Origin of the sequence: Amycolatopsis sp. NPDC098790 (genome assembly GCF_044759945.1) — a bacterium.
Lineage (GTDB): Bacteria > Actinomycetota > Actinomycetes > Mycobacteriales > Pseudonocardiaceae > Amycolatopsis.
Genome location: NZ_JBIWAI010000009.1, coordinates 176,639 through 194,063, shown reverse-complemented (window position 1 = coordinate 194,063; position 17,425 = coordinate 176,639). Strand labels below are relative to the sequence as shown.

16 protein-coding genes and 1 pseudogene are annotated in these 17,425 nt (G+C 71.8%); 8 read left to right on the top strand and 9 right to left on the bottom strand.

Features of this window, described 5'->3' with window-relative positions; translation table 11 throughout:
• The first annotated feature begins 152 nt into the window (after positions 1-152).
• A complete protein-coding gene (locus ACIQWX_RS46680) occupies positions 153-1,112 on the top strand; it encodes an esterase-like activity of phytase family protein (RefSeq protein WP_400885748.1) in 960 nt (319 codons plus the stop codon).
• Between the two features lie 76 nt (positions 1,113-1,188).
• Complete coding sequence (locus ACIQWX_RS46675; protein WP_400885745.1) at positions 1,189-2,001, top strand: SigB/SigF/SigG family RNA polymerase sigma factor; 813 nt, start codon at positions 1,189-1,191, stop codon at positions 1,999-2,001.
• On the opposite strand, the gene ACIQWX_RS46670 is transcribed toward ACIQWX_RS46675, so the two are convergent.
• Entirely contained in the window at positions 1,998-2,312 is a 315-nt protein-coding gene (locus tag ACIQWX_RS46670; protein ID WP_400885743.1) for a hypothetical protein, read from the bottom strand. The two genes, ACIQWX_RS46675 and ACIQWX_RS46670, sit on opposite strands and share 4 nt — an antisense overlap.
• On the bottom strand, positions 2,309-2,869 hold the full coding sequence (locus ACIQWX_RS46665; protein ID WP_400885740.1) for a TetR/AcrR family transcriptional regulator: 561 nt from the start codon (positions 2,867-2,869) through the stop codon (positions 2,309-2,311). The genes ACIQWX_RS46670 and ACIQWX_RS46665 overlap by 4 nt, the downstream gene beginning before the upstream one ends.
• Before the next feature lie 37 nt (positions 2,870-2,906).
• Here ACIQWX_RS46665 and ACIQWX_RS46660 point away from each other — a divergent pair, with 37 nt between their 5' ends.
• Complete coding sequence (locus ACIQWX_RS46660; RefSeq protein WP_400885737.1) at positions 2,907-3,935, top strand: epoxide hydrolase family protein; 1,029 nt, start codon at positions 2,907-2,909, stop codon at positions 3,933-3,935.
• A 156-nt stretch (positions 3,936-4,091) separates the two neighbouring features.
• On the opposite strand, the gene ACIQWX_RS46655 is transcribed toward ACIQWX_RS46660, so the two are convergent.
• On the bottom strand, positions 4,092-4,670 hold the full coding sequence (locus ACIQWX_RS46655) for an ArsR/SmtB family transcription factor (RefSeq protein WP_400885735.1): 579 nt from the start codon (positions 4,668-4,670) through the stop codon (positions 4,092-4,094).
• 179 nt (positions 4,671-4,849) lie between these two features.
• On the opposite strand from ACIQWX_RS46655, the gene ACIQWX_RS46650 reads away from it, so the two are divergent.
• The 3 genes from ACIQWX_RS46650 (at position 4,850) to ACIQWX_RS46640 (ending at position 9,929) form a co-directional block, all read left to right on the top strand.
• Positions 4,850-9,526: a DUF6531 domain-containing protein gene (locus ACIQWX_RS46650; RefSeq protein ID WP_400885734.1), complete on the top strand. Its 4,677-nt coding sequence runs from the start codon at positions 4,850-4,852 to the stop codon at positions 9,524-9,526.
• Between the two features lie 68 nt (positions 9,527-9,594).
• Positions 9,595-9,750, top strand: a complete 156-nt coding sequence (locus tag ACIQWX_RS46645; RefSeq protein WP_400885732.1) for a hypothetical protein — start codon at positions 9,595-9,597, stop codon at positions 9,748-9,750.
• A 14-nt stretch (positions 9,751-9,764) separates the two neighbouring features.
• Positions 9,765-9,929 (top strand): hypothetical protein, encoded by a 165-nt coding sequence (locus ACIQWX_RS46640; protein WP_400885730.1) that lies wholly within the window; start codon positions 9,765-9,767, stop codon positions 9,927-9,929.
• A gap of 43 nt (positions 9,930-9,972) precedes the next feature.
• On the opposite strand, the gene ACIQWX_RS46635 is transcribed toward ACIQWX_RS46640, so the two are convergent.
• Together ACIQWX_RS46635 and ACIQWX_RS46630 are read right to left on the bottom strand one after the other, a co-directional pair.
• Positions 9,973-10,749, bottom strand: coding sequence for an acetoin reductase (locus tag ACIQWX_RS46635; RefSeq protein ID WP_400885728.1), 777 nt, complete (start codon positions 10,747-10,749; stop codon positions 9,973-9,975).
• A gap of 77 nt (positions 10,750-10,826) precedes the next feature.
• Positions 10,827-11,771: a GlxA family transcriptional regulator gene (locus tag ACIQWX_RS46630; RefSeq protein WP_400885726.1), complete on the bottom strand. Its 945-nt coding sequence runs from the start codon at positions 11,769-11,771 to the stop codon at positions 10,827-10,829.
• Between the two features lie 71 nt (positions 11,772-11,842).
• On the opposite strand from ACIQWX_RS46630, the pseudogene ACIQWX_RS46625 reads away from it, so the two are divergent.
• Positions 11,843-12,139 (top strand): annotated as a pseudogene (locus ACIQWX_RS46625) (metal-dependent phosphohydrolase); the annotation flags it as partial.
• A gap of 178 nt (positions 12,140-12,317) precedes the next feature.
• A complete protein-coding gene (locus ACIQWX_RS46620) occupies positions 12,318-12,476 on the top strand; it encodes a hypothetical protein (protein ID WP_400885724.1) in 159 nt (52 codons plus the stop codon).
• Positions 12,477-12,619: 143 nt separating this feature from the next.
• On the opposite strand, the gene ACIQWX_RS46615 is transcribed toward ACIQWX_RS46620, so the two are convergent.
• The 4 genes from ACIQWX_RS46615 to ACIQWX_RS46600 are packed head-to-tail and all read right to left on the bottom strand — an operon-like array spanning position 12,620 to position 17,415.
• Positions 12,620-13,429, bottom strand: coding sequence for a helix-turn-helix domain-containing protein (locus ACIQWX_RS46615; RefSeq protein WP_400885723.1), 810 nt, complete (start codon positions 13,427-13,429; stop codon positions 12,620-12,622).
• Positions 13,422-13,979 carry a carboxymuconolactone decarboxylase family protein gene (locus ACIQWX_RS46610; protein ID WP_400885722.1) on the bottom strand — a complete coding sequence of 186 codons (558 nt, stop codon included), beginning with the start codon at positions 13,977-13,979 and terminating at the stop codon, positions 13,422-13,424. Before ACIQWX_RS46610 ends, ACIQWX_RS46615 begins: the two co-directional genes overlap by 8 nt.
• Positions 13,980-14,038: 59 nt before the next feature.
• Positions 14,039-15,748 (bottom strand): dipeptide ABC transporter ATP-binding protein, encoded by a 1,710-nt coding sequence (locus ACIQWX_RS46605; protein WP_400885719.1) that lies wholly within the window; start codon positions 15,746-15,748, stop codon positions 14,039-14,041.
• Positions 15,745-17,415 carry an ABC transporter substrate-binding protein gene (locus tag ACIQWX_RS46600; RefSeq protein WP_400885716.1) on the bottom strand — a complete coding sequence of 557 codons (1,671 nt, stop codon included), beginning with the start codon at positions 17,413-17,415 and terminating at the stop codon, positions 15,745-15,747. Before ACIQWX_RS46600 ends, ACIQWX_RS46605 begins: the two co-directional genes overlap by 4 nt.
• Between the last annotated feature and the right edge of the window lie 10 nt (positions 17,416-17,425).

Below are 17,425 nucleotides of genomic sequence, written 5' to 3'. Positions count from 1 at the left end.
ACTCAGTCCGATGTGGACGGTCCGCGACCACGACGTGCCGGAATGGCGCAACGCCGGTCCATTGCCCGCGGACGGCGGCCTCGGTACAGTCAAGATCGTTCTTCCCCACGCCGCGTTGCCCCCGTCCCGCCCACCGGCCCCAGGAGCACGACGTGCGGTTCTCCGTAGTCCTCTTCACCGCGTTGCTGGCCCTTCCCACCGGCGTCGCCGACGCCGCGACGGCGACGTGGCCGGGCGATCCCGCCATCACGGTCGCCGACGCCGCCGGCGTCTTCGGCGAGAACCTGAGCGGGCTCGCCTTCGACGGCCCCGACGTGCTGTGGGCGGTCAAGAACGGTCCCGGCACCCTCTACCGGCTCGTCCGCGACGGCGGGAAGTGGACCCCGGCGGCCGGCTGGCCGTCCGGGAAGGCGCTGCACTACCGCGACGGCAGCGGCGACCCGGACGCCGAAGGGGTCGTGGCCACACCCGACGGCGTCTTCGCCGCGACCGAGCGCGACAACGACGGCGACGGCAGCCTGCTGAAGGTGCTGCGGTTCGACACCGCCTCCCCGGCCGGGTCGCTCGGCGCGGTGGCCGAGTGGGACCTCACCGGCGACCTGCCCGACGTCGACGACAACGGCGGCTTCGAGGGCATCACGTGGATCCCGGACTCGTTCCTGACCGCGAACGGCTTCCGCGACGACCACGCGAAGGCCGCGTACGACCCGGCCGCCTACCCCGGCCACGGCAGCGGCCTGTACTTCGTCGGCCTCGAAGACGAAGGCATGGTCTACGCCTACGCCCTCAGCCAGTCGGGCGGCGGCTTCACCCGCGTCGCGGCGTTTCCGGCCGGTTTCCCGAGCGTGATGGAGCTGGAGTTCGAGCCGGCTACCGGCCGCCTCTGGACGGTCTGCGACGACACGTGCGGCGGCAAGACGGCGACCTTGAAGATCGTCAACGGGAAGTTCGCGGTGTCGGCGACCTACGCGCGGCCGTCGAAGATGCCGAACTACAACAACGAAGGCTTCGCGATCGCACCGACGTGCTCGTCGGGGCGCAAGGCCGTCGTGTGGGCCGACGACGCGGACGACGGCGGCCACGCCCTGCGCGCGGGCACGCTGTCCTGCTGATCCGGTGCGTTGCTCCGGATGTACCAACGCGTCACCGGTTCGTGTGGATCGTGACGGCTTTGGGTAAGTGGTCACCATGGTTGTCAGAGCCCCTGAGCGACCCGCCGCGACGCTCACCCCCGCGCCTCGGCGGGCCAACCAGTTCGCCCACTGCGCTCCGCTGTTCGACGAGCGCAGCGAGCTGGTGCCCGGAGACCCGCGGCACGCCGAGCTGCGCGCCCGCCTGATCACCGAGCACCTCGCACTGGCCGAGAACATCGCCAAGCGCTTCGCCGGGCGCGGCGAGTCGTTCGACGACCTCGTGCAGGTCGCGCGGACCGGCCTGATCCACGCGGTCGACCGCTACGACCCGGGCCGCGGCCGGGACTTCCTGTCGTTCGCGGTGCCGACGATCATGGGCGAGGTCCGGCGGCACTTCCGCGACAGCGCGTGGTCGATGCGCGTACCGCGGGCGCTGAAGGAGCTGCAGCAGAACCTCGTCCGGGCGACCGGCGAGCTGGCCCACGACCTGGGCCGCTCCCCCACCCCGAGCGAAATCGCGGCGCACCTGGACATCGACGTCGAGACGGTCCGCGAGGGCCTCCTGGCGGCCGAGGCGTACAAGCCGGCCTCCCTGGACGCTCCGGCCCGCGGCGGCGGCGACACCGGCACGATCGGCGACCAGCTGGCCGACCGCGAATCCCCGTATTCGAAGGCGGACGACCACCTGACGCTCGAGGCGGCGATGGCCGACCTCCCACCCCGCGAGCGCGCGATCATCGAGATGCGGTTCGTGGAGGAGCTGACGCAGAGCCAGATCGCGGAGCGGGTGGGCGTGTCCCAGATGCAGGTGTCCCGCTTGCTGGCGAAGACCCTCGAACAGCTGCGGCACCGGGTGGTCGCCGGCTAGCCGGCTTGGTGCTCACCGCCGGTGTCGAAGTGCCGGTCCAGGTACTCCTCCGGCGGCAACGGACTCCGCCGCAGCAGCGAGAACACCTCGCTGCCCGGCGCGAGTTCCTCTTGCCCGGTCTCGTACCCCTGGGCGAGCCCGAGGTAGTCGACTCCGGTGTTCGCCGCGTACTCCCGCGCTTCCGCCTCGGCGAAAGCGATAGCCCCGTCGAGGGAGTCCGCGCGCCACAACGTGATTCGCTCTTCGTACGGCTGCCCGCCGGCTTCCGTCCACCTGAAGACGCACCGCACCGCGTACCACTCTTCCTTCACCCGTCCGCCAATCGCTGGATCGTCACGCTCAACCACGCTTCGAGTTCCGCCGGGTCGCCGAGTTCGGCGCGCAGGACCCGGCGGCGGGTCGAGACGCCGAGCACGAACGCGTCGATCGCCGCCGCTCGGCCGCGGGCCTCCGCGTCGTCCAGACCGCTGTCGCGCAGGTAGCGGTGCAACGGCTCCAGCGAATGGGTGTCCAGGAACGCCGCGAGCGCCTCCGCCGCCTCGGGGCGTTCGCCGGACGCGCGTTGCAGCACCAGCAGCGGGTCCTCGCCCGGCTCGCCGAACCAGCGGCGGACGATGCTCGCCGCCAGGCGCGGCCCCAGCGTCGCGCGGTCGCCGTCGAACGAGTCCACCACCGGGATCTCCACCCGGGTCGCCGCGAGGAACAGGCCTTCCTTGCCGCCGAAGTAGCGCGTGATGAGGTTGGGTGACACGCCGGCCGCGTCGGCCACCCCTTTGACCGTGATCGCCGTGTAGCCGTGCCGGGCGAACTGGCGTTTCGCGTGCTCCAGGATCCGCTGCCGGGTGGCCGCGGCGTTGCGCGAAGTCATGTGTACGAGCATACACATCATGTGTACGGTGATACACATGAGCGACGACCTCCGTGACAGACTCCGGCGCACCCGGCGGGTCACCACCCCGTGGCGCGACGACCCGGACCGCGGCTTCGGCGGCACCCGCCTCGACGAACTCCTGGACCGCTGGGCGAACGGCTACGACTGGGACTCCCACGAACGCCGCATCCGCGCGCTTCCTTGGACGACCGCTGGCGGCCTGCGGCTGATCCATCAGCGAGCGGCCGACCCCGATGCCCCCGTCGTCGTGCTGCTGCACGGCTGGCCGGACTCGGTGCTGCGGTTCGAACGCGTCCTGCCCCTGCTCACGGACGTGCACGTCGTGGTCCCCGCCCTGCCGGGCTTCCCGTTCGCGGCTCCGCTGACCGAGCCCGGCATGTCGGCCGGCCGGATCGCCGGCCTCGTCGCCGACGCCCTCGCCGAACTCGGCCACCCGCGCTACACGGTGTCCGGGGGCGACATCGGCGGGACCGTCGCGGAGATCCTCGCGGCCGGACACCCCGATCGCGTGACGGCGCTGCACCTGACGAACGTCGCGCCGCAGCGCGCACTCACCGCCGACCCCGCGACGCTCGCCCCGGACGCGGCGGCCTACCTCGACCGGGCCGCGCGGTGGTTCCGCGCCGAGGGCGGGTACATCGCCGAGCAGTCGACGCGGCCCAGCACGCTCGCCGTCGCCCTCGGCGACTCGCCCGCCGGGCTCGCGGCCTGGATCGCCGAGAAGCTCGAATCCTGGTCCGACGCCTCGGCTTTCACGCCGGACGAGCTCCTCACCTGGATCACCGCGTACTGGGTCACCGGCACGATCGGCACGTCCTTCACCACCTACGCCGAACCCGCCACCCTCCCCGGCCGGATCGGCACGCCGACCGTGCTGTCGATCTTCCCGCACGACATCAAGCCCGAACCGCGAAGCTACGCCGAGGCGTTCCTGAACATCCGCGAATACGTGGAACACCCGGCGGGCGGCCACTTCGCGGCCTGGGAACAACCGGAGGCCTACGTGGGCGACGTCCGCCTGGCGGTCAAGCTGGGCGGCTGAGCGGCCACCAGTCGCAGGCCGGTTTCCACGAGGACCCACCCGAGACGCTGCCGTCGCGTTCCGTCGCGCCGGACGCGGGTCGCCGCCCGTCTCAGCTCCGTCTCCCGTTCGCGGACCAGGTCTTCCGCCAGCAAGAAGTGCACCATCTTTTCCCCCTCAGTCGGATTCTTCGGGCTGCGCCTGCCGCGGGAACGCCGACCAGTGCGCGATCACGTGGTGGTCGCCCGGTCGCGCGTCCCGGCGGTAGCGGTGGATCACCGCGTCGACCTCCGCGCTCATCGCCGCCGCTTCCTCGGGCGTCAGCGTCAGCCGGACGTCGCTGAACGTGGCTTTGTCGTACCACTCGTCCATCCATTGTGGAAGCTCGCTGAGGAACCGCGACTCGGCTTCGTAGCGGTGCTCGATCACCGAGCGCAGGTACATGTCCAGCGGGGCCGCGAGATCCGGGTCGCCGATGAAGTCGGCGGCCCGCATCCGCGTCGCCTTCTGGACCGAGCGCCACCACCGTTCGCGCTTGGTGCCGCGGTCGCCATCCTCTTCGACCAGGCCCGCCTCGGCCAGCTGCCGCAGGTGCCAGCTGGTGGTGCCGGAGCTCTCCCCGACCCGCTTGCCGAGCCCGGTCGCGGTCGCCGGGCCGTCCGCCTGCAGCAGCTCGAGCATGCGCATCCGCAGCGGGTGGGCGAGCGCGCGCAGCATGCGCGCGTCCAGTGGCCGTGACGGCTCGTCCTTGGTCATGGCCCCACCGTAGACCACAGAGAGTTCTTTGCAAAGAGTTCTCTGCGGTTGCCTCGCCGAGCCAGTGATCGCCGGATTTTCGGGCAACCGGGGCATCCGCCGTGGTGGCGCTGCTACGTTCGCCGGAAGCTCTTTGAAAGTTTGACGAATGTTCGCCGTGACGTCAGGAAGGTCGCGTAGTGGGCAACCCGCTGGTCGCGGAGACCAAAGACTCCACCAAGGCGTATTCGGGCATTTCGCTGCTGGAGTCGGCGAACGACCTGAAGTCCGCGATCGAAAGCGGCGACTGGGCCTCGGTCGCACTCGGCGCCGTCGGGACCGCGCTGGACGCGTTGTCGATGGCGATGGATCCCTTCGGTGCCATCCTCGCCGCCGGCGTCGGCTGGCTCATCGAACACGTCGGCCCGCTCAAAGAAGCCCTCAACGCCCTCACCGGCAACGCCGACGAAATCGCCGCCCAATCCGAGACCTGGAAGAACGTCGCCACCGAGCTGGGGAAGATCGGCGAAGACCTGACCGGCATGGTCAAGACGGACATCGCGTCGTGGACCGGCACCGCCGGCGACACCTACCGGCAGCGCGCCCAGGACACGGTGACGTTGCTGGAGACGGCGCAGAAGGGCTGCGAAGGCGCCTCCAGCGGCGTCAAGACCGCCGGCGAGGTCGTCGCGGCGGTGCGCGCGCTGGTGCGGGACATCATCGCCGAACTCGTCGGCCACTTGATCAGCTGGGCGCTTCAGGTCGTGTTCACCCTGGGCATCGGGCTCACCTGGGTGGTGCCGCAGGTGATCACCGCGGTCGCGAAGACGGCGTCGAAGATCGCCGATCTCACCAAACGGCTCGTCAAAGCGTTGCAAGCGCTCGTTCCGCTGCTCAAGCGGGCCGGTGACCTGTTCGGCGACGCGGCGAAGGCGTTGAAGAACATCAAGCCCGGCAAGGCCGCGCCGCCGCCGAAGCACGCCGACATCAACGGCAACCCCAAGGGTCTGGACGGTCCGAAGGGCAAGGGCGACCCCGACGCGCCGCCGCCCAAGAACGATCCGAAGGGCGACGACAGCACCAGCACGTCGGGCGCGAAGGGCGACCCGCCACCGAAGTCCGACCCGCCGCCCAAGACCGATCCCCCGCCGAAGAGCGACCCGCCCGCCGACGGCCCGCCACCCAAGGCCGACCCGCCCGGAGGGACGCCGAAAGGCAGCGCGGACGGCGGTGGCAAACCGAAGGGTGATGCCAAAGGCGACGGCCCGCGTGACCGCGCGGTGCCGGACGACAAGAAGGTCTGCGTCTCCGACCCGGTGGACGTCGCCACCGGCGAGGTGGTGCTGACGCAGGTCGACCTGACCCTGCCGGGCGACGCGGGCGACCTCGTGCTGTCGCGCACGCACCTGTCGGCCTACCGCGCGGGCCGGTGGTTCGGCCGCTCCTGGGCGTCCACTTTGGACCAGCGGCTGGAGGTCGGGCGCGACCGGGTCCGGTTCTACGCCGAGGACGGCATGGTGCTCGTGTACCCGCTGCCCGAAGGCGACCGGCCCGTGCTGCCGATCGACGGACCGCGCCACCCGTTGCGGCGGACCGCCGAGGGCTACCGGTTGACGACCGGCACCCGCGACCTCGGGTTCGCGGACGGGTCGGGCCCGGTGCGGCCGCTGACGCTGATCGAGCAGGGCGGCTCGCGCACGACGATCGACCACGACGGCAGCGGCGCCCCGCGGCTGCTGCGCCGCGACGACGGCACCGAGATCAGCGTCGAGTCCGGCGCCGGCCGGATCACCGCGCTCGGCGTGCCCGGTGGCGCGCCGGTCGTCCGGTACGGCTACAACCGGCTCGGCCAGCTGACCCAGATCGCGGGTTTCGCCGGCCGCCCGGTGAACCTCGACTACGACGTCGACGACCGGATCGTCGGCTGGCAGGACCGTACGGGCACCTGGTACCGGTACGTCTACGACGCCGCGGGCCGCTGTGTCCGCAGCGTCGGCGCCGAGCGCTACCTCAACGGCACGTTCGCCTACGACACGGAAACCCGGACCACCCGGCACACCGACGCGCTGGGGCACACCTGGGTCTACCGGATGAACGAGGCCGGGCAGCTCGTCGAGCGGACCGACCCGCTCGGGCACTCGCGCCGGTACTCGTGGACCCGGTACGACGACCCGCTGTCGCAAGTGGACGAACTGGGCCGGATCACGTTCTACGGATACGAAAACGGCGTCCTGACGACCGTGACGCGGCCGGACGGTTCCGTCGTGCGCCTGGCCCCGACCGCCACGGGAGAGGTCGAGCTGCGGGCCGGCGACACGCGGACCGTGGCCGCCGCAGCCGATCCCTACGCCGCGCTCCCCGGCGTCTCCACGCGGTTGCGCGTCGACGGCCCGGCGGACGCCCTCGGCGACGAACCCGTGCTCACCGCGGCGGTGCGGCCGGGTGACCGCGACCCGTTCGGCCGGCCACGGCTGGTGCACACCGCGTCCGGCGGCGCGGCCCGGCTGGGCTGGACGGCCGAAGGGCAACGCTCCTGGCGGATCGGCCCCCTCGGCGAGCGGGAAAGCTGGCGTCACGACGGTGAAGGGCGCGTCGTCGAACACCGCGACGCCGCCGGGCGGACGACGCGGCGCACGTACGGCCCGTTCGGCCTGCCGATCGAGGAGTTCGACGCCGCCGGTGCGCGCACGGCGTACGGCTACGACGCCGAGCTGCACCTGATCTCCGTGACCAACCCACGCGGCCAGACCTGGCGCTACACCTACGATCCCGCCGGGCGGCTCGTCGAGGAGACCGACTTCGACGGCCGCCGGCTGACCTACGCCTACGACGAGGCCGGACAGCTGCGGCGGATGACCAACGGCCTCGGCGACGTCACCGAGTACGCCTACGACCAGCTCGGCAACGTCGTCGAACGCCGCACGGCCACCGGCGTCACCGGGTACGCCTACGACGCGCTCGGCCGGCTCGAGTACGCCGCCAACAACGAATCGGTCCTGCAGATCGTGCGCGACGAACGCGGGCGCGTGCGGGAAGAGACCGTCAACGGCGTCGGCGTGCGCTGGACCTACGACGCCGCGGGCGTCCATCGCACCACACTGTCCGGTGTGGACAGTGAGTGGCGCTACGACGGCGAGCTGCCGGTGTCGCTGCGGATCGGTGGTTACGAAATCGCTTTCGAGTACGACGAAGCCGGCCGCGAGGTTCGCCGGTCGGTCGACGGCTCGGAGGTGCTGCGCCAGAGTTTCGACGCCGCGGACCGGCTCGGCGAGCAGGTCGTCACCGGCCTGGGCCGGCGTGCTTACACGTACACGCCGGATGGCAGGCTCGCCGCGATCGACGACGCGCGGCCGGTCCGGTTCGGGTTCGACCCGGCGGGCCGGGTCGCCGAGGTGCACGCGCCCGACGGCGTCGAACGCTTCGCCTACGACGCGGCTGGCCGGCTCACGGCGCCGTCCGGGACGCGGTACGGCCACGACCCGCAGGGCCGGGTGACCAGCCGGGTGGACGCGGCCGCCGAGTGGCGCTTCGTCTGGGACGAGCTGGACCGGCTGGTCGCCGTCATCGCCCCGGACGAGTCGTTCTGGACCTACCTCTACGACCCGCTCGGCCGGCGCTTCGCCAAGCGGCGCTGGGAAATCGGCGACGACGGCGCCCCGCGGCAGACCGCCGAGACGTGGTTCGCCTGGAGCGGCGCCGAGCTCGTCGAGGAGATCGAGCTGACCGACGACGGGCACTCGCGCGTGCTGACCTGGGAGCGCCACCCCGATGACGGCCGGCCCGTGGTCCAGGTCGAGCAGCGGGGTGCCGAGGTGCGGTTCCACACGGTGGTCACGTCCCCGGCCGGCACGCCGACCGAGCTCGTCGCCGCGGACGGGATGGTCGAGTGGCAGGCGCGCACGAGCTTCTGGGGCGAGCTGCTGCCGTCGGCGTCCGGCACCGCGCCGATGCCGCTGGCCTTCCCGGGCCAGTACCGCGACGCCGAGACCGGGCTGCACTACAACGTCTACCGCTACTACGACCCGGCGACGGGCCGGTACCTGAGCCAGGACCCGCTCGGCCTGGCCGCGGCGCCCGACCCGGTGGGTTACGTCGAGCAGCCGCACCTGCACGGCGACCCGCTCGGCCTGGTGCAAAGCCCGTGCGGCAAGACGGGCGGCCCGAAGGCGCCGGACAACCCGGCGGGCGGCGGGGACGCGGCGAAGCTGCCGCCGGGGTCGAAGAAACCGGACGGGCTCGGCGAGTTCCGCGACCCGGACGGCAAGATCCGCCCGCACAACATGACCGACGAGCAGTACGCCAAGTTCTCGAAGAAGTGGGACGAAATGATGGCGCCGGGCAAGGACAAGTCGTGGTTCTGGTCGGGCGGCCACATCAAGGACTCGGAGTTCTCCCCGACTCCGGTGTGGGGCAAGAACGCGGACCCGTCGAAGCCGAACTCGCACCTCTACGACCCCGCCACCGGCAAGAACATCACGGAGTCGCAGTACCACGGCTCGATCGAGAACCCGGCGATCGACCTGGCGAAGAAGAACGGCGGCAACACCCTGGAGGGCATCCTCAAGGACAACGGCGTCGAGATGCCGAAGTTCTCGGACAACCACCCGAACGGCGAGAAGGTGTGGAAGGACGCGTCGAAGGCGCTGGCGCACAACGCGGAGGGCGACGTCCACATCGCGCTGCCCAACACGCCGGGCAAGTCGAGCGGCTGGCCCCACCAGGGCGACGAGCTGGGTTCCCGCCGGCCGAACAACGTGTTCGACATGGACGAGTTCCCGATCCTGCGCCACAACCCGAAGGTGGACAAGGTCATCGCCCACGACACGGACTACCCGGACGCGCCGCCGGTGGTCATCTGGGACAAGACCAAGCGCTGACCCTCAACCGGTGGCGGTGTTCGGGCGTGGAAGGGAGGTCCGCACATACCCCACCGGAGAGGACTCCCATGGACACCTTGCCCGAAGACCCGATCGGCCCGCCGGTGCTCGGCCAAGCGGCCCCCCTCGTCACCGCCCGCAACCAGGCACTGGCCGGCCGCGACCCGCGCCGGGACATCTTCATCCAAACCACCACCATCAGCCTGCACCCCGAAGACAGCTGACCCGGAGGAAGCCCGTGGACCAGAACACCTTGTCCGAAGACCCGCTCGGGCCGCCGGTGCTCGGCCAGGCCGCGCCGGTCACCGCTCGCAACCAGGCGTTGACCGGCCACCACGCCCGCGCGGACGGCCTCGGCGCGCTCAGCGCCTGGACGACCATCGGCCAAGCCGTCGAGAGCTGACCCGCCGCCCGCCACCGGCCCGGCCGGTGGCGGGCCGCAACCCTCAAGCGAACTGGATCCCGCCGTCGATCATCACCGACTGCCCCGTCATGTAGTCGGAGTCCGGCGAGGCCAGGTACGACACGTAGCTCGCCACGTCCTCCGGCACCGAAACCCGGCCCAGGTGGATCAGGTTCGAGTACTTCTCGATCGCCTGCCCCTTCCGGAGTCCCTCGGACTCGGCCAGCTTCTCGTCGATCAAGTCCCACATCGCGGTCCCCACGATGCCCGGGCAGTAGGCGTTCACCGTGATGCCGTGCTCAGCCCACTCCATCGCCGCGGCCTGGGTGAGCCCGCGCACCGCCCACTTCGACGCCGAGTAGTGGCCGAGCAGCGCGAACGGCCGGTGCGCCACGATCGACGCCGCGCCGATGATCTTGCCACCGCCGCCCTGGGCGATCATCTGCTTCGCCGCGGCCTGGTAGCAGAGGAAGATGCCACGCGCGTTGATCGCCAGCATCCGGTCCCAGTCCTCCGCCGTCACCTCCAGCAGCGGCAGGACCTGCGCGATGCCCGCGTTCGCGACCATGACGTCCAATGACCCCAGCGCGTCCACGGTCTCGGCGACCATGGCCGTGACCGCCGCCGGGTCCGAGACGTCCGCGGTGACCGCGGCCGACCGCCGCCCCAGCTCCCGGATCTCCTTGACCACCGTCTCCAGTTCGGTCTCCTGGGCGGCGATGTCGTTGACGGCGACGTCGTGCCCGTCCGCGGCGAGCCGCAGCGCGATCGCCTTGCCGATTCCGCGGGCGGCGCCGGTGACGAGGACGTTCTTGCTCATGCGGTGACTCCTTTTGTGTCGCAGGGCTTCCACGGAACGTAGGCGAGCCCGGCCGGAGCCAGAAGGGTTGCGCTGTCTCAGTTTGAGACGCGCCGGTGGCGGAACAGCGCCCGGTACTCCCGCGGTGACGTGCCCAGGTGCCGGTGGAACGCCGCCCGCACGGTCGCCGTGCTGCCCAGGCCGGTGTGCCGGCCCAGGTGCTCGACCGGGAGGTCCGTCGTCTCGAGCAGTTCCCTCGCCAGGTCCAGGCGGGCGCCGGTGAGCCAGGCCATCGGGGACGTGCCCGTCTCCTCGCGGAACCGCCGCAGGAACGTGCGCCGCGAGAGGTGGACGCGGGCGGCGAGCGCGTCGACGTCCACTTCGCGCGTGAGGTCGGCGAGCAGCCACTCGCGCAGCGGGCCGAGCCGGTCGCCGGTCGCCTCCGGGCGCAGGCGCTCGATGTACTGCGCCTGGCCGCCCGTGCGGTGCGGCGGGGCGACGAGCAGCCGGGCCTTGGCGTTGGCCGCCGCGGCGCCTTCGTCGGTGCGGATCAGGTGCAGGCAGAGGTCGATCCCCGCGGTCACGCCGGCCGAGGTCAGGATGTCGCCGTCGTCGACGTAGAGCTGGTTGGGCAGCACCCGCACGCGGGGGAAGCGGCTGCGGAAGCCGGCGGTGAACTGCCAGTGCGTGGTCGCGGGCCGCCCGTCGAGCAGGCCGGCCTCGGCGAGTGCGAAGGCCCCGGTGCAGATCGAGACGATCCGCGCGCCCCGTGCGTGCGCGGCCCGCAGCGCGTCGAGGACCTCGGTGGCCGGTGGGGTGCCGACGTCGGCGTAGCCCGGGACGATCACGGTGCCGGCGCCTTCGAGGGCCTCGAGCCCGGCGTCCACGGCGATCGTCAGGCCGCTGCCGGCCACCGGGACCGGGCGCCGGTCCGCGCACACGGTCAGCTCGTAGTGCGGGTCGGCGGTGAAGATCTGCACCGGGATCCCGACGTCCAGGGCGAGCACGCCCGGGAGCGCCAGCACCGTGACGCTGTGCTTCATGGCACGATCCTAGCGATGGTGGGCCTGCGGGCCACTGTCGCCGGGCGTCGCGGGCTTCTAGCGTCGACGCCGTGACCGACTTCCTCGCCTTGCCCGCCGGGCTGCTCGCCGACACGATCCTCGCGGTCGTGCGGGACACCGAAAGCCCCGCGGTGGCCAACCACAGCATCCGGAGCTTCCTGTTCGGCCGCCTGTTCGCCGAGCACGAAGGCTGCCTGACCGACGCGGCTTACGACGCCGAGCTGCTGTTCGCGGCCACGGTCCTGCACGACTTGGGAGTGGGCACGCTCGCACCGGGCCGGACGCGCTTCGAGGTCGAGGGCGCCGACCTCGCCGCCGAGCTGCTGACGGCGAACGGCGTCGCGGCGCCGCAGGTCGACCTCGTGTGGGAGGCGATCGCGCTGCACACGTCACCGGGCATCGCCGAGCGCCGCGGTTTGCTGGCGTACCTGACCCGCGAGGGCGTGGGCATCGACTTCGGCCGCAACGCCCACGTGGGTCACCGGCCGCCACGAGCGGATCCACGAGGAGCACCCGCGGCTGTCGATGGTCCCCTCGCTGGTCGACGCGATCGTCGAGCACGCGGCCCGGGCGGAAGAGGCTGCGGCGCCGCGTTATTCGATCGCGGGCGAACTCCTGCGCGAACGGCGAGAGGCCGGAGTCACGGGGCTGGAACGCGCGACGGCCGGCACCCCCTGGGCGTGACCGGCCCGCTTCAGCACCCGGATCACCGGCGCCGTCTGGACCTCGCCGATCCGAGGCAGCGCCCCGACCTTCTCGGTCAAGTACTCGTACAGGTACCGGTCGTCCTTGCACACCACCGAAACCGGCAGGTTGGCCGGGCCGCGTTACCGGGCGGTCGTCTCGCTCACGTGACGCCGGACGTTCTCCCGGGTTTCGCCGTCCATCGGGTGGAAGCACTCGATGCGCAGTTCCTGGAGCGTCACGTCCTGGGGCGTGCCCAGCGTCGTCACCGTCGAGAAGAACGCGAACCGCAGGCCGTCGCGGGCGTAGCGGATCGGGACGATCGGCAGCTGCGGGCCGGTCACGTCCAGGGTCCGCAGCGTCGCCGGCACCCCTGGGTAGTGCAGCACCTCGTCGAGGATGCCCTGGGCGCGTTCGTCGGTCACGCCACCGAGCGCTTCCCGGCGCACGCGCCCGACCAGGGCTTCGGCCACCTCCGGCCAGTTCGTCACGTGTGGCCGGACGCCGTCCGGGTGGAACATCCGCCGGAGCACGTTCGGCGGCCCGGGCGGCTCCCCGGTGCGTCCACTGTGGAGGAAGGCGAAGAACCGCCGCGCGGCGCCGTTGGTCCGGCGGATGTCCCAGCCGCGGTCCATCACCAGCGCCGGGTACGGTTCCTGCTGCCGGAGAATGGCTTCCAGCGCTTCTCGGACGGCCGCCAGGGCCGGAGCGTCCAAAGCGGACTCCGCGTACTCGGGCGCGAACCCGGCACTGAGCAGCAGGGTGTTGCGGTCGCGCAGCGGCACGTCGAGCACGTCGGCGAGCTTCAGCACCATCGCGCGGCTCGGTTTCGCACGCCCGGTCTCGAGGAAACTCAGGTGCCGCAACGAGACGGCCGCCTCGGCGGCCAGCGCCACCTGGCTCAGCCGCCGGGCCGCACGCCAGTGCTTCAGCAGCGGGCCGACGTCAGCCACCCGCGGTCCACGCGTGCGGTGCGACCACCGGCTCGAGCGGCGGGCGGGCGACGTTCGCGGCGTAGTTCGTCATCGCCGAGATGGCCACCCCGGTGACGACCTCGAAGAGCTGCTCCTCGCCGAACCCGGCCGCGGTGAACGCCTTGACCTCCGGTTCGCCGAGGTGCCCGCGCTTCTCGATGTAGGCGGTGGTCAGCGCGGACAACGCGGCCAGCCGCGGATCGCCGGGCGCCTCGCCGCGACGGATCGCGTCGACCGCCTCGGGCGGGACGCCGTCGGCCAGCGCCTCCAGCGTGTGGAAGGCGGCCGCCCACTCGCTGCCGTTCGCGACGGCGTTGGAGAGCAGCAGCACCTGCCGCTCCGCCGGGGTGAACGTGCCGCCGCCGCGGAAGTGGCCGAAGGCCGAGAAGAACGAGTTGAGCAGCGCCGGCGAGTTCGCCATCACGGCAGCCGCACCGGGCACGAACCCGAACGTCTCCCACAGAACGGTCAGCGGCCCCTTCGCCTCGGCCGGCGCGGTGTCGAGCGTGTGCATCGGGTAACTGGTCATGGCGCAAGCTTGGCCCGGCCGGGGCACGGAAACAATTCCCTCCGAGGTAAGCACCCGGCTCAGCGCAGCTGCCGCCACGCCTCCCGCCGCCGGCGCTGCGCCTCCGGGTCCGCCACCGGGGCCCCCGACAGCAGGCGCTGAGTGTACGGGTGCGCCGGGGCCGTCAGCACCTCCTTCGTCGGGCCCTGCTCGACCACGTGGCCGCGGTGCATCACCGCCACCCGGTCGGCCAGCTGCTCGATCACCGCCAGGTCGTGGCTGATGAACAGGCACGCGAACCCGAACTCGTGGCGCAGGTCGCGCAGCAGGTCCAGGACCCGCGCCTGGATCGTGACGTCGAGCGCGCTCGTCGGCTCGTCGGCCACCAGCAGGTCCGGCTTCAGCGCCAGTGCGCGGGCGATGCACGCCCGCTGGCGCTGGCCGCCCGACAGCTCGTGCGGGTAGCGCCCGGCCAGCGACGGCGAGAGCTGGACCGAGTCCAGCAGCGCCGCCACCCGCGAGTCCACTTCGGACGACCGGACCGCGCGGTGCAGCCGCAACGGCGTCGCCACGCTCTCCCCGACCGTCGTGCGGGGGTTCAACGAGGACAACGGGTCCTGGAACACCACGCCGATCCGGCGCCGCAACGCCTTCGCCGCCCGGCCGCGCACGCGGGTGATGTCGGTGTCTCCGATGTGGACGGACCCGCCGGTGGGCGCGAGCAACCCCGTGACGGCGCGCGCGACGGTGCTCTTGCCCGAGCCGGACTCGCCGACCAGGCCGAGCACTTCCCCCGGCTCCACGTGCAGGTTCACCCCCGACGCGGCGCGGACGGCGATCGCGCGGAACCGGCCGCGGTAGGTCACCGACAGGTCCGCCACCCGCAGCAGCGGTGCCTCGGCGGGCACGTCCGGGACCGACGCCGTCGCCGGGTGTTCCGCCGCGGCGAGGTGACCGGGGCCGACCGCGAGGTCCGCCGTCAGCGCGCGTTCGAGCCCGGTCGTGGCCGTCGCCGACAGCGAGACGACCGAGCCCAGCAGCTGCCGCGTGTACTCCTCGGCGGGCGCGGTGAAGATCCCGGCCGCGGTCCCCTGCTCGACGACCCGGCCGTCGTGCATCACCACCACGCGGTCGGCCAGGTCGGCGACCACGCCCATGTCGTGGGTGATCAGCAGGATCGCCGTCCCCAGCCGCGAGCGCAGGTCCCGCAGCAGCTCCAGGATCTCCGCCTGGACGGTGACGTCCAGTGCCGTGGTCGGCTCGTCGGCGATCAGCAGCTTCGGCTCGTTCGCCACCGCCATCGCGATGACGACGCGCTGCAGCTGCCCGCCGGACAGCTCGTGCGGGTAGGACCGGAACCGCTCGCGCGGCTCCGGCAGCCCGACCAGGTCGAGCAGCTCGACCGCGCGGTCCCGCGCCGCCGCGGCGGGCAGGTCCCGGTGCGTCCGGATCGCCTCGACGAGCTGGTCGCCGACGGTGAACACCGGGTTGAGCGCGCTCATCGGCTCCTGGAACACCATGCCGACCTCGCCGCCGCGCACCGCGCGCAGCTCGGCGGGCGTCATCGCGTAGAGGTCCCGCCCGGCCAGCTCCGCGCGGCCCGTCACGCGGGCCGTGGGCGGGAGCAGGCCGAGCAGGGACATCGCGGTGACCGTCTTGCCGGAGCCGGACTCCCCGACCACCGCGACGACCTCGCCCGCGCCGACCTCGTAGCCGACCCCGCGGACGGCTTCGACGTCCCCGAACGAGACCGCCACGTCGTCCAGCCGCAGGAGCCCGGCTCCGGTCACTGGAGGATCCCGAACTTGCGGTAGTCGACGTACGCCGGGAACCGTCCGATCTGGACGTCACCGACCTGCGACCCGTGCAGGAACGAGTTGCGGGTGTAGATCAGCGGCACGACCGGCGAGTCGGCGAGGATCTTCTTGTCCAGCGCCGCCCACTTCTTGCCGGCCTCGGCCGGGTCCACGGTGGCCTGTGCCTCGCCGATCAGCTTGTCGACCTCGGGGTTGCTGTACCGCGACTCGTTGTACCCGCCGTTGCCGATCTCGGTGGACTGGAACAGCGGCTGGATGTTCGCGTTGGCCGACGGGATGTCCGGCTGCCACGAGGTGAGCGTCAGGTCGTAGTCCGACAGGCCCTTGGTGTCCACTTCGGACGTGTAGGTGTCCTCGTCGAGCGGCTTGATGGTGACCTTGATGTTCGCCCGCGCGAGCGCGGCCTGGATCGCCGCGGCCTTCTCCGGGTAGCCGTTTTCGTTGTGCGTGGCCAGGACGAGCCCGTCGAGCCCGTTCGGGAGGCCCGCCTCGGCCAGCAGCTGCTTGGCCTTCGCCGGGTCGCCGGACGGCGGCGCCGGGTACAGGTCGTACTGCTCGCGGCCCTGCAGGCCCGGCGTGATCAGCGTGGTGGCGACGTCCCCGGCCAGCTGGGCGCTGCCCGCGCTGGCGACCTGGTAGGCGGCCTTGTCGACGGCGTACTGGAACGCCTGGCGCACCTTGGGGTTGGTGAGGGTGCCGCGCTGGGTGTTCAGCGAAAGGTAGGCCAGCGCGCCGGATTCCGACGTCACGAGCCGGGACTTCGCCGACGCGTTGCCCTGGATCTGCGCCAGCTGCGCCGGCGAGGCGAAGGACATGCCGAACGCGTTGCGGTCCTTGCCGGTGTCGTCGATCAGCCGCTTGGAGATGACGCTGGTGTCCTGGCCGAGCTCGAAGTCGATGGTGTCCGCGTACGCCTTGCGCGTGGTGTCCTCGTCGCGGTTCCAGTTCGGGTTGCGCGTCAGCTTCGCCGCCTTGCCACGCTCGTAGCTCGCCAGCTGGTACGGTCCGGACGCGACCGGGTGGTCACCGTAGTTCGCCTCGGCGCCCTTGCCCTTCGGCACCGGCGAGAACGCCGGTGTGCTGGCGACCCAGTTGAAGTCGCCGTAGGCGCGCGCGAGGTGGAAGACGATCGTCTTCTCGTCCGGCGTCTGGATGGTGTCGAGCTCCTTGCCGTCGAACGGGCCCTTGTACGCCAAGCCCGGCGAGAGCAGGTCCTTGTGGTAAGCCAGGCCGCCGGAGAACGCGGGCGCGAACGAGCGCTCCAGGCCCCACTTGACGTCCTCGCTCTTGATCGGCGTGCCGTCGGCGTACTTCAGGCCGTCCTTGAGGGTGAACGTCCACGTCTTGCCGCCGTCGGTGGCCTTCCCGGTGTCGGTGGCCAGGTCGGGCACGATAGTGGTGTCCTTGCCCGGCGCGACGTCCCACGACGTCAGCCGCCGGTGGATCAGCCCGAGCGTCGTGACGACGAGGTTCGAGCTCTTCGCCGGGTCCCAGGTGATCGACGGCGCGTCGTTGAGCAGGACGAGGTTCCCGCCCGGCTTGACGGTGCCGCCCTGCCCGGCCGGTGTGTCGTTGGCGCCGCACGCCGTCAGCAGCGTGACGGCGGCCAGCACCCCCGCGGCGAACCTCAGCTTTTTCATCGTTTCCCCT